General features: G+C 48.4%; 9 protein-coding genes and 1 pseudogene. 3 read left to right on the top strand and 7 right to left on the bottom strand.

The window, feature by feature from the left end; translation table 11 throughout:
• Nucleotides 1-418 (top strand): annotated as a pseudogene (locus VIM87_RS26260) (SusC/RagA family TonB-linked outer membrane protein); the annotation flags it as partial.
• 25 nt (nt 419-443) lie between these two features.
• Entirely contained in the window at nt 444-2,060 is a 1,617-nt protein-coding gene (locus VIM87_RS26255) for a RagB/SusD family nutrient uptake outer membrane protein (RefSeq protein ID WP_331999859.1), read from the top strand.
• 156 nt (nt 2,061-2,216) lie between these two features.
• Here the strand turns inward: VIM87_RS26255 and VIM87_RS26250 are convergent, their stop codons facing one another.
• The 3 genes from VIM87_RS26250 to VIM87_RS26240 form a co-directional block, all read right to left on the bottom strand.
• Complete coding sequence (locus VIM87_RS26250) at nt 2,217-3,047, bottom strand: alpha/beta hydrolase family protein (protein ID WP_331999858.1); 831 nt, start codon at nt 3,045-3,047, stop codon at nt 2,217-2,219.
• A 232-nt stretch (nt 3,048-3,279) separates the two neighbouring features.
• Nucleotides 3,280-5,610: a M1 family metallopeptidase gene (locus VIM87_RS26245; RefSeq protein WP_331999857.1), complete on the bottom strand. Its 2,331-nt coding sequence runs from the start codon at nt 5,608-5,610 to the stop codon at nt 3,280-3,282.
• Nucleotides 5,611-5,749: 139 nt separating this feature from the next.
• Nucleotides 5,750-6,343 carry a HupE/UreJ family protein gene (locus VIM87_RS26240; RefSeq protein ID WP_331999856.1) on the bottom strand — a complete coding sequence of 198 codons (594 nt, stop codon included), beginning with the start codon at nt 6,341-6,343 and terminating at the stop codon, nt 5,750-5,752.
• Nucleotides 6,344-6,453: 110 nt separating this feature from the next.
• Here VIM87_RS26240 and VIM87_RS26235 point away from each other — a divergent pair, with 110 nt between their 5' ends.
• Nucleotides 6,454-6,900, top strand: coding sequence for a DUF6702 family protein (locus VIM87_RS26235; RefSeq protein WP_331999860.1), 447 nt, complete (start codon nt 6,454-6,456; stop codon nt 6,898-6,900).
• On the opposite strand, the gene VIM87_RS26230 is transcribed toward VIM87_RS26235, so the two are convergent.
• From VIM87_RS26230 to VIM87_RS26215, 4 genes are all read right to left on the bottom strand, one after another.
• A complete protein-coding gene (locus tag VIM87_RS26230; RefSeq protein WP_331999855.1) occupies nt 6,897-8,171 on the bottom strand; it encodes a phenylacetate--CoA ligase family protein in 1,275 nt (424 codons plus the stop codon). The genes VIM87_RS26235 and VIM87_RS26230 overlap by 4 nt on opposite strands.
• 23 nt (nt 8,172-8,194) lie before the next feature.
• The gene (acpS, locus tag VIM87_RS26225; protein WP_331999854.1) at nt 8,195-8,578 is read right to left on the bottom strand and encodes a holo-ACP synthase; all 384 of its coding nucleotides are present in this window, start codon (nt 8,576-8,578) and stop codon (nt 8,195-8,197) included.
• The gene (locus VIM87_RS26220; protein ID WP_331999853.1) at nt 8,575-10,239 is read right to left on the bottom strand and encodes a C45 family peptidase; all 1,665 of its coding nucleotides are present in this window, start codon (nt 10,237-10,239) and stop codon (nt 8,575-8,577) included. Before VIM87_RS26220 ends, acpS begins: the two co-directional genes overlap by 4 nt.
• Nucleotides 10,240-10,302: 63 nt before the next feature.
• Nucleotides 10,303-11,649: all-trans-retinol 13,14-reductase (locus VIM87_RS26215; protein WP_331999852.1), on the bottom strand; the 1,347-nt coding region annotated here is incomplete at its 5' end.

Raw genomic sequence — 11,649 nt, 5'->3', positions numbered from 1 at the left:
GGCTATGCTGGATCAATATGGTGTATCCAAAGCCAGCGGCGATGCCCGTGATGCCGGCGGTGTAGTTATTAATGGTGTGGATGCTGATAAAAAACCGGTGAGCACCATAGATGCTAAAAAATGGTATACCACTGTTGGCGGCCGTGCAGGCGTAACTGAGCAGTATGTGTACAGCGCCAGTGTGGTAAGACTGCGTGAAGCGTCTATCGGTTATTCCTTACCTGCATCTGTGCTGAAGAGCAGCTTTGTTAAGAACCTGAAGCTATCGCTGATAGGCCGCAACCTGGCTTATTTCCACAAGAAAGCGCCTTATGATCCGGAAGTTACTATGTCAACCGGTAACGGCCTCTCCGGTGTGGATGTGTTTAGCTTACCTGCTGTACGCAGCTTTGGTTTGAACCTGAATGTGACCTTTTAAGTAACTCACCAAAAAATCAAGGAAGATGAAAAAGATCAGCAATAAATATAGAGCACTGGCCCTTGTTGCATTAACGGCATTGCTGGGCGCCGGGGCTTGCACCAAGAATTTTGAGGAATACAATACAGATCCAACGGGGCTTACCGAAGACCAACTGAAGCCGGACTTCAACTTCATTGGCGGTTTTTATCCCCAGATACAATCATCCATTTACTATAACTATAACAATACCACCTGGGAATACCAGCTGCAGCAAAACCTGATAGCAGATGTGTACTCCGGTTACATGATGTCGGCCAACCCGTTCCGCGGCAACATCAGCAACCTTACCTATTCCCTGGTAAACGACTGGAACGGCTTTCCATTCAGCCTGGCTTATAACCGTGTAATGGCGCCTATTTTAGAGGTAAAGAGAAGGGGCGCACAATCCGTAGCGCCGGATTTCTGGGGTGTAGCGCTGATCCTGAAAGTAGAGGCTATGCACCGTGTTACTGATATTTACGGGCCTATCCCCTACAGCCAATATGGCCAGGGTGGCACCACCTCCGCCTACGACAGCCAGGAAAGCATTTACAAACGTTTTTTCCTGGAGCTGGATACGGCTGTAACTAACCTGAAAGCATACATAGCCAGCAAACCAGGCGCCACCCCCTTTGCAAAATTTGATATGATCTATGGCGGTGATTATAAGCAATGGATAAAATTTGCCAACTCACTGCGCCTGCGCCTTGCGCTGCGTATTGTAAAAGCTGATCCCGCTACGGCTAAAGCACAGGGTGAGAAAGCGCTGGCTGATAACGGCGGCCTGCTGGAAACCAATAACGATAATGTAATGGTGAGCGGTTTTGGCATACGCCATCCTTTGTATACCATCACCAATAAAGACGGCTGGAGCGATATCAGCATGAACGCTTCCATGGAATCTTACCTGGGTGGTTTTCATGATCCGCGTATCGGCAAATATTTTGATCCGGCATCTGATTATCCCGGCCAGTACAAAGGCATTCGTATAGGCGGCAGCATTACTGCCAAACCGGGTTACAGCGGTTTTTCCACCCTGGCTTATAAGGAAACAAAAAGCATCAGGGATAACTCACCCTTACAGCTCATGACGGCTGCAGAAGTATATTTCCTGCGGGCAGAGGCTGCGCTGCGCAGCTGGGCCAATCCCGGCGGTACGGCTCAGGAGCTGTATGAAAGAGGTATCACTACTTCCCTTTCACAATGGGGCGTAGCAGACCAGGCCAGCGAGTATATGAATGATGCTGTCAGCAAACCGGCTGCTTATGTGGATCCGAAGAATGCAGCCAACAACGCGCCTGCTCCTTCTGCCATTACTGTTAAGTGGGATGATGGCGCCACTTTTGACACCAAGCTGGAACGCGTGATCACCCAGAAATGGATAGCCATATTCCCTGAAGGACAGGAAGCATGGTCTGAGTTCCGCCGCACCGGTTATCCCAGGCTGTTCCCGGTAGTGAATAACCTGAGCAACGGTACCATCAGCACTACTATACAGATAAGACGCATCAACTTCCCGCAGGCGGAATATGTAGCCAACCAGGCCGAAGTACAGAAAGCCATACAGCTGCTGGGCGGGCCTGACAATGGCGGCACAAGACTGTGGTGGGATAAGCTATAAAGATCTTTTACTCTCTATCTACATTTCACACGTTTGAAAAAAGCCGCTGGTGTTCCCACCGGCGGCATTTTCTAAAAATCTTGAACCATTTATCCATCAATCATAGATCGCAACAAAAGCAGTTACAAAAAAGTCCCGCACAATGGCGGGACTTTTTTATTTAACATCTTCTTTGGTGAAGAACCGGTGAAAGAATAACAGCTGGTACACGACTGCGTTAGACCAGTAATCCCAGTTATGCTCCCCCGGCCGCTCAATATAATCATGTGTAATACCCTGCTGCAACAGCTGCTGGTGCAGGTTACGGTTCACGTTAATAAAAAAATCCTTTACACCGCAATCAATAATAAGCGCCAGCGCGCTATCCTTTAAACGGGTTGTTTGATTAATGACCGTATAGTTGTTCCAGTTATCCAGGTGATCATCCAGCGTGCCTAAACGTTTTGCCAGGTCCCACTTTTGGGGAAAGGGCCGTATATCCACTCCCCCGCTCATACTGCCTGCTGCACCAAAGGTTTGCTGGTGGCGTATACCCAGGTACAAACCTCCATGCCCGCCCATGCTTAAGCCGGTTATGGCGCGGTGCTTTCTATCGGCCAGTGTGCGGTAATGGCTGTCAATGTAAGCCGGTATTTCTGTTCCTACGTAGGTTTCAAACTTCCAGCTGCTATCCACAGGGCTATCCAGGTACCAGCTGCCGGTATTACCATCGGGGCACACCACCATCATCTCATATGCATCTGCCAGCTGTTGTATTGCCGGTGCTTTTTTTACCCAGTTGGCGTAGTTACCACCATAGCCATGCAGCAGGTACACTACCGGAAAACGTTCTTTCTTCTTTTTATCATAAGCTTCCGGTGTTATTACCACGCATTTGTAGCTTTTGTGCATGGTTGGACTCATAATGTTCAACGTATCTACCTTAGCGGCTTTTGCGCTGCCGGCTAACAGTAACAGGCCTGCGCAGCATTGGAAAATTTGCTTCATCCGTTTTTCATAGTTTAATGTGAACCATTTTTGCCTCTTAAAAATAAACCATCCGGGAAGAATGTAAAATCATAAATGTAAAAATTCAAACCGACGAAGGAGGTTCATAGAGGCCCCTGAAAACGCTTTATGAACGAGATAAATGTAAAAGTAAAATGCTGCGAAACCAGGCAGGCCTACTCGCAGCATTTTACTTTATTATTTATAATTTGAAATTTTACATTTTACATTCTTATTGTCCGCCCCTGGCCTGCTGCATGGGGTTGGGCCCTGCAGTGGAACCTCTGGGACGTTCCTGCTGGCGGAACAGCTCAAATTTGGAAGGCAGCGCTACACGCGGCCAGCTGTTATTGGTTTCGTCAATATCTGCTGTTTCCCGCTGTGGATCCAGCTTTATGGCTACCACCTCTTTATCTTTTGCAAATACCTTGGTTACATGATATTCATCCTTACGCCAGATGTAGGCAGAGATGCGGTCTGTTTCCTTGGTGCCATCTGCAAAGGTCCATTCAATGATCAGGGGCGATACCAGGCCGCCTACGTTAGAGAAGGATACTTCGTAGAAATTCTTTTTGCTGTCGTACAGGCGTTTTTCTTCAGGTGTTAAGCTGCTTACGAACTGGCTGTACCTGGTTTTATCGTTATCCGTTACTGCAAAACGGTCCCATTTGCTGTAAAAATCCTGCAGGCTGGTATCCTGCTCCACGGCAAACTTCACGCCTGCTGCACGGTTACGGGTGCGGGCAATATGATCTGCCTTCAGGTCATAAGCGGCTTTATCATCGCTGCTTACAGCCGCAGGGTCCTGTGTATTAAGGCGGTACCATCTAACGCTGTCAATAGACACATCAACCGGCTCAATGCCAAAGAACCATCCTCTCCAGAACCAGTCCAGGTCTACTGCGCTGGCATCTTCCATGGTGCGGAAGAAATCAGCCGGGGTAGGATGTTTAAATGCCCAGCGGCGTGCATATTCACGGAAGGCAAAGTCAAACAGCTCACGGCCCATAATGGTTTCCCGTAAAATATTCAGGGCTGTAGCAGGTTTGGCATAAGCATTAGGACCAAACTGAATAATATTTTCAGAGTTGGTCATAATAGGTTCCAGCTTATCTTTCGGCATTTTCATGTAGTCAACGATCTTATGCGCGGGACCGCGGCCGGAAGGGAAGTTGTTATCCCACTCCTGCTCTGCCATAAACTGGCAAAAAGTGTTCAGGCCTTCATCCATCCAGCTCCACTGGCGCTCATCGGAGTTCACGATCATGGGAAAGAAGTTGTGCCCTACCTCATGCGTGATCACGCCTATCATACCATTCTTTGTAGCTTCTGAATAGGTACCATCTTTTTCCGCACGGCCGTAGTTAAAACAGATCATGGGATATTCCATACCGTTAGCCGCTTCCACGGAAATAGCCACCGGGTAAGGATAAGGGATGGTATGTGCGGAATAGCTTTTTAATGTATGCGCCACCACCTTAGTGGAATAACGGCGGTATAAAGGATAGGCTTCCGGTCCATAATAAGACATGGCCATTACCTTTTTGCCCTCTACATTGGTAGCCATGGCATCCCACACCAAACGGCGGGAGCTCACCCAGGCAAAGTCGCGTACGTTCTGCGCTTCATATACCCAGGTTTTAGTAGCGGTAGCTTTGCTTTGCAGGCCTTTCTTAGCCTCATCCAGCGTTACTACTTCCAGCGGCTCTTTAGCGCTTTGCGCCTGCTGCCAGCGCTGAAATTGTGCGCCGCTCAGCATTTCCTTATAGTTCTGGCATTCGCCGGTAGCGCCTACCACATGATCCGCAGGTACGGTCATCTTTACATGAAAGTTGCCGAAGGTAAGGGCAAACTCGCCACGGCCGGTGAACTGTTTGTTCTGCCAGCCCTGGAAGTCGGAGTACACCGCCATGCGGGGATACCACTGTGACATGGTGTACAGGTAGTTACCATCTTCCTTAAAATATTCATAACCACCGCGGCCGCCTTCTGTCATACGGTCGGAGATGTTGTACCACCAGTCAATTTTCAGCTTTATCTGCTCGCCCGGCATCAGGGTTTTAGGCAGGTCTATCCGCATCATGGTCTGGTTAACCACATAATGCAGGGCATTGCCGCCGGCATCCGTGAGCTTCACGATCTTTACGCCCAGGTCCTTGGTGGTTCCCAGTAAGCCATTTACATCGCGCATTGACATTTTATCGGACATATGGCTGCCGTCAAAATGCTGGTTATCGCTTTTGGCATTATGCTCATTCTCATCCAGCTGCAGCCACAGGTAGGTGAGCGGGTCGGGAGAGTTATTGTAATAGGTGATGGTTTCCGCACCGGTGAGCTTTTGCGCGGCATCATCCAGGGTGGCGGAAATATCATAGTCCGCGCGCTGCTGCCAGTATTTAGGACCGGGTACGCCGGACGCAGAGCGGTACATATTAGGGTCCTGGATCATAGTGCCCAGCTGCTCAAAGCGGGTACCATGGTTAGATCCATTAGGATTAGCGTCCTGCGCCATCAAAGGATAAGCGCTGCTGCAACATAAGAGTGGCAGCCATAAGTACTTCATTTTCATCCGTAATATTTCATTTTTGCGCGGTATGCTCCGCATGCTCGTATATTAATGGCCGGTGAACCTGGCTTTTAGCCCGGTTGCATTAGCGGTTTAGATTTTTGTTTTAAGGTGCAGGTGCTGTTTACTTCCTTTGCTATGTAAATAATGCTTTAAAACGTTCAATTGCCATTACAAAAGCAACTCCAAAGATAGCAGAAGAAAGGAACATGATCCAGTCCCTGCGTTTTACCCCCGTTATATTTACAATGATCCCTGCCAGCAGCAATACGCATATTACGATCAGTATTTGCCCGAATTCCAGTCCTATATTAAATCCCAGTAAGGGTATTACTACGTTCTCTCCACCGCCCAGCAGGCTTTTCAGTCGGTTGGAAAAACCCATGCCGTGTATAAGCCCGAAAAATAATGCAAACAGGTAGTTAAGCTGTATGGCCTGCTGCTGCTCTTCTGCCGGCGGGCGGATGATGTTGAATAAAGCGGTGATGAAGATCGTTACCGGTATAAGGAACTCGATCAGGGGCGTGGATATATGCACTATATCCAGCACGCTCAACGCCAGGGTGACGGAGTGCCCGATGGTAAATGCGGTCACCAGTATCAGCACCTTCTTCCACTCCTTCAGCAGGTATACTGCACACAAGGCAGTTATAAACAAAATATGATCAATCCCCTCCCACGCTACTATATGCTGCCAACCTAACTGGAAATACAAGCCGAATTCACTCATTGCCTATATTTTGTCTAATTTTGGTAATTATATAAACTCTCCGTTTAAAATTAAAATTTTTTAGTCAAGTGGGCTTAATATTATGTAAATGGTTGGTTGGTGCGTGGGCTATGCTGCTGCACCCTTTTTATGTGAGCGTGACAGAAATAAGACATAATGCCGCCCAGCAGGAGCTACAGGTAAGCAGCCGCATTTTTTATGATGACCTGGAACGCACCCTGAAAACGGAATATAAAACCCCGGTAGACATTCTGCACCCTGCCGACCGTAAGGCCGTGGATGGCCTGATAGCCGATTACCTGGGCAAACATTTACGGATCGTAATTGATGGTAAACCCCTGGCGCTGCACTATTTAGGCTACCAGATAGAGGAAGATGCCGCCTGGTGCTTTCTGGAAGTAAAGGGCGTAGCAGGGGTAAAAAAGGTGCATATCATCAATGATATTCTTTATACGGAGCACCCCGAGCAGATCAATATGATGCATGTGGTGGTGAAAGATGTGCGGAAGAGCACCAAGCTGGATAACCCGGAACGGGTTGCGGATTTTGTGTTTTAGGGCTGCCGGTTATCCACAAACTTCATCGGTTTCCGCATGCCTTCCGGGAACTGCATTTTCATGATCTCTGCCTGGGAAATATACCGCACCTGCGGTATTACGCGCAGCTTGGCCTGCAGGTAAGAGCGGATCTTACGGTCTGTATCTTCAGATTCAGAAACCGGCCACAGGTGCAGCAGGATCTCATCCGTACCTATTTCATTGGAAAATACTTCTACTACAAACTCTTTTACTTCTTCCATTTCATTCAGCAGGTCAAACAAAGCAGGCGGGTATAAAGTGGTGCCCTTGTATTTGATCATTTGCTTTTTACGGCCAATTACCGGGGAAAGGCGGATGGTATTACGCCCGCAGCTGCAGCGCGAGGTTTCATAACGGCAAATGTCGCCGGTTTTGTAACGCAGCAGGGGCATGCCTTCCACGCCCAGGGTGGTAATGGTTACTTCGCCTTCTGCACCAGGGCCTACGGGTTGGTTCTCATCATCCAGCAGCTCCACATACAACAGCTCGGGATGGTGGTGCCCACCCTGGCCGGCTTTACATTCTGTGAAAGCCGTTTGCATTTCCGTAGAGGCATAGGTGGAATACAGCTGAATGTTCCACTGCTCGGTGATCTTTTTGCCCAGCACATTCAGCGAAAAATCCACCTGGCGGATGTTCTCGCCTATACACACTGCTTTTTTTACAGAAGATGCATTGATATCAATGTTATGCTCCTTGGCAAAAGCGATCAGCTTTAATATGAACGAAGGTACTGCCACAATGGTGGTGGGCTGTATTCGTTGTATATTTTCCCATTGCAGGGAAGGCACGCCCGGCCCTACGCGCAGCACGCCTGCGCCCAGCTTGCGGATGCCCGTATAATAAGCCATACCGGCCATAAACTGCCGGTCCAGCGTGAGCATAAGCTGGTAAATATCATCGTCTGCACCATCGGCGCAGCAAAAGGAAATGTATTCGTTATAGCTTAAACGGTTCAGGTCATTGGCGGTAAGCGGAATGATCACCGGCTTGCCCAGGGTGCCGGAAGTAGTAGTGTATTCAGCTATCTTGCTGCGGTCCACACATAAAAAATCCCAGTTGCGCTGCTGAAGCTCCTCTTTGGTTACCGGCGGTATTTTGGTAAGATCGCCCAAACTATTTACAGTAGCGGATGTAATGCCATGTGTTGCAAACCATTCCTTATAAAAGGGCGAGAACTGCCGCAGATAACCGATCAGGTGCAGCACCTCTTTTTCCTGGAACTGCCGGATAGCAGTTGTGGATTGCAATTCTATATCTGGTATGTACATAACTATACTTCTATAATAACCATGGCTACTGCGGCAGTTTTAATGTGCGACAGCGACAGGTGGATCTTTTGAATATTTAATTGCGTGTAATGGGCTGCTGCCTCTCCTAACAGGAACAATTCCGGTTTGCCCAATACAGTATTGCGCACTTCTATCTGGTTAAAATTAATAACCCCATGGCCCCAGCCTGTGCCCATGGCTTTAAGGAATGCTTCCTTGGCCGCAAAACGGGCGGCATAACTTTCCGCCGCAGCTGAACCGGCCTGCTGCTCACAATAGGCTATTTCATGCGGCGTAAATACCATATCCAGGAAAGCCTTTCCCCTGGCTACTTTAGCCGCTATACGATCTACTTCAACGATATCGGTGCCAATGCCATAGATCATGGATGCTCACATTTTTCCAGCTGTTTCCGTATATGATCTTCCTCTCCTTTAGTGGCGATCACTTTTGTTAAGGCTGTCTGGTAATATTGTTTGGCTGCAGCGTATTGTTTGTGTTTGAATGCATAATCGCCCGCCAGCACATAAGTATGATAAAACTCCGGGTTGGAGGCTACCAGCTGCTGCAGATCCACTTCCTTACCATCCATGATCTCCGACTTCAGGTGACGGAAAGTAAGAAAATTCTGGTAATCCGGGGTTTGCAGGAACGGATCGGCAGGAATGGTTAACGCACTGTCATACACTTCATGATTAGCCTGTAACCCATGCATACCAAAGATCTTGTTCAGGTCATAGGCTACAAACTTACCCAATTGCCAGGGGGCTGTGGATACCCATACCAACCGTTTTTGCGGTTCAAATACAATACCATGGTGGGCAATGAACTGGTTCACCGCTTTTTCATTACCCATGCCTATATTCTGGTTATGCAGTCCGTAACGGTCGCGCAGGATGTTCACAGTTTTCTGTACGGTGTTAGGCCCGCTCTCCTGCAGCAGCTCCGACAAACGTTCATAGCGGTATTCGCTGGCGCTTTCCTTCATCCACTGTATGTTAGAGGCCAGCCTGCGCATGGTATCGCCCTGGAAATGGTTGGTGCAGGTAATAAAATTGCTATGCGGGTCGTACATGTCCATGCCATCCGGTGTTTTTTCGATGATGGCGGCGCGGTTATCGGCGGCAGAGCCTATCAGGAAAGATTCCGACACGAACATTTTATGCCGTTTTGCAATGGCCCATGCTTCCTGAATGTTGCTGGCATATTGTAATATTTCCCTTGCTACCAGCGATACAGGGGTTGCGGAGCCGGTAGGGATCTCACTTTTATCTGCATTAATGGTAACGGTCAATCCCTGTGCATTCATGCCGGAAGCTGCGCCGGTAAAGCCGCCCCAGGTTACGATCATAAAGGGGAAACCTTTATCCGGATGATAAAAGGCCACTATTTTATCCTCGGCAAATTTATCGCCTACAAAAAAATCAAAATTGCGGCCTATGATCAGGCTACTGTCGGCTGAGCGGCCATCCCAGGTGGCAAAAGAGGTACAGCCTACCAGCATCATGTTCTGCAGGGCATGTCCTATATCATGCGCGGCATGGTAATTCAGGATCCGCTCATAGTTGCTGCCTATGAAGTCATACTTATCCGATGCGGAAAAAGAAATGCCGTAGATCTCTTCCTTATTTTCTTCTGCTATATTCTTTGCCAGGTTGCGGTTAAACCAGCCTACAAAGTATTTCAGGAAACGCAGGTAAGATTGTGAGGGGATCATTTTCTTGATCTGGTCCACAAAATTATCCTCCTGCCTTTTCACTAATTCTGCCGATAATTTACCGTAGATAACACCGCGTTCAAAGGGTTTGCCTTCAATATACATTTCGTACAAGCCGCTGTTGCTTTTGCGGAACCAGTTATTGCCGATGGTGTAACAGGAGGTATCGATCTGTTTGCGCTGCAGCTGTAATGCGCTCTTATCCGCTATTTGCGGCGGATCAATATGTGATACACTTACCACATAGATCACCAAAATAAGTATGAGTAACAGGAAGACGCCTGTTATGTACAATAATATCCGTCCCAGTTTTCTCCAACCCTTTTTCAAAAGAAAAAATTAAAAGTTAAAAATTAAAAAGGAGCAAGACAAAGTGTTTTACTTTTTGCCTTTTCACTTTTCATTTATCTGTTCCAGCAGCCAGTCCAGCCCCAGGATCTCCCCGCAGGTCATCACCGCGCTGATGGTAACTCCCAGAATGCCGTGCAGGTTTAAATTTTGGCCGGTAAGATACAAATTGGTTAGCTTGGTACGCTGTGTGATCATGGTTTTTAACGCATCTTTATAATCTTTTTGCACGCCGTACAGGCTGCCATCGGCCGTGCCCAGGTAGTCCCGGAACGATAACGGCGTAGCGGCGTAACAGGTAGCAATGCTGTTGCGCAGGCCCGGGAATTTCTGCTCTACCACATCCAGCAGCCGCTCCGACTTTTCCCGTTTAAACGCTTCATAATCATCGCCGCGGTGCTGTTCCTGCGAGGTAGTATTAAAAGTATGCTGCCAGCGCGCCACCTCATCATAACGCATATACGTTAATATAGAAAGGCTGTCTGTATAAGGCATATGGCGCGAGCTGGCGGCCGCAAACAGGCTATAGGTAAGCGGCCAGGTATCTGCCGTATAATCAATGCCTTCCCAGGCATCCTCTGTCTGGTGATAGTAGTAATTGTAATTCAGGTAGGGGAATGTGTGGGGCTTTAGCACAATGTTCAGCACAAAAGGCGCAATGGCATTTTCCAGGGTGTTGATACGGGTACGGTAGGCGCCCCGTATCAGGTCGCTTTCCGTCATAGCCATAGTTTGCGAAGGGTGCAGGTTGGAGATGAAATAATTGGCTTTTACCTGCTGCCCGTTCACCAGCGTAATATGATCAACCTTGTTCCCCTCCCCTACGATCTGCTGCACCATGGTATCCCGGTAAATTTTCCCGCCATTTTCCAGGATAGCGCGGGCCAGCCACTTGCCTATCTGCGAGCCGCCATCCACACATTTCCAGGAATCTTCAATATAGCTGTTCACCACCAGCGCGTGTACATAAAAAGGCGTTTTATCGCGCACACCGGCATATAACATATTATTACCTGCCAGCACATTCTGCAGGCGTTCATTATTGGTGAGCTGTTTAAGAAAGCTGCTGGCATCAATATTCATTACCTCCTGCTTTTCGGCAAAGCTGCCAATGCGCAGGTTGTACAGGGGAAAACGGCGGCATACATCCTGCATAGCATGGCAGTAATCCTGTAAGGCCTTTCTTTCACCGGGAAACTCCTTTAACAGCTGTGCAATAAAATTATCATAGCCCTGGGCCATGCGGTACTCGGTGGGGTCGCCATTAAAGGCAATACGGTCAAAGCCATCCAGGTCCAGGCGCTGCAGCTTCAGCTTGTCCATAATGCCCAGGTAGCGGAATATCTTTTCCAGGTTACGCCCTTCTCCCAAAGCGCCAATGTAATGTACGCC

Origin of the sequence: Chitinophaga sp., assembly GCF_036569125.1 — a bacterium.
Lineage (GTDB): Bacteria > Bacteroidota > Bacteroidia > Chitinophagales > Chitinophagaceae > Chitinophaga.
This window is presented reverse-complemented; position numbering and strand designations above follow the sequence as displayed.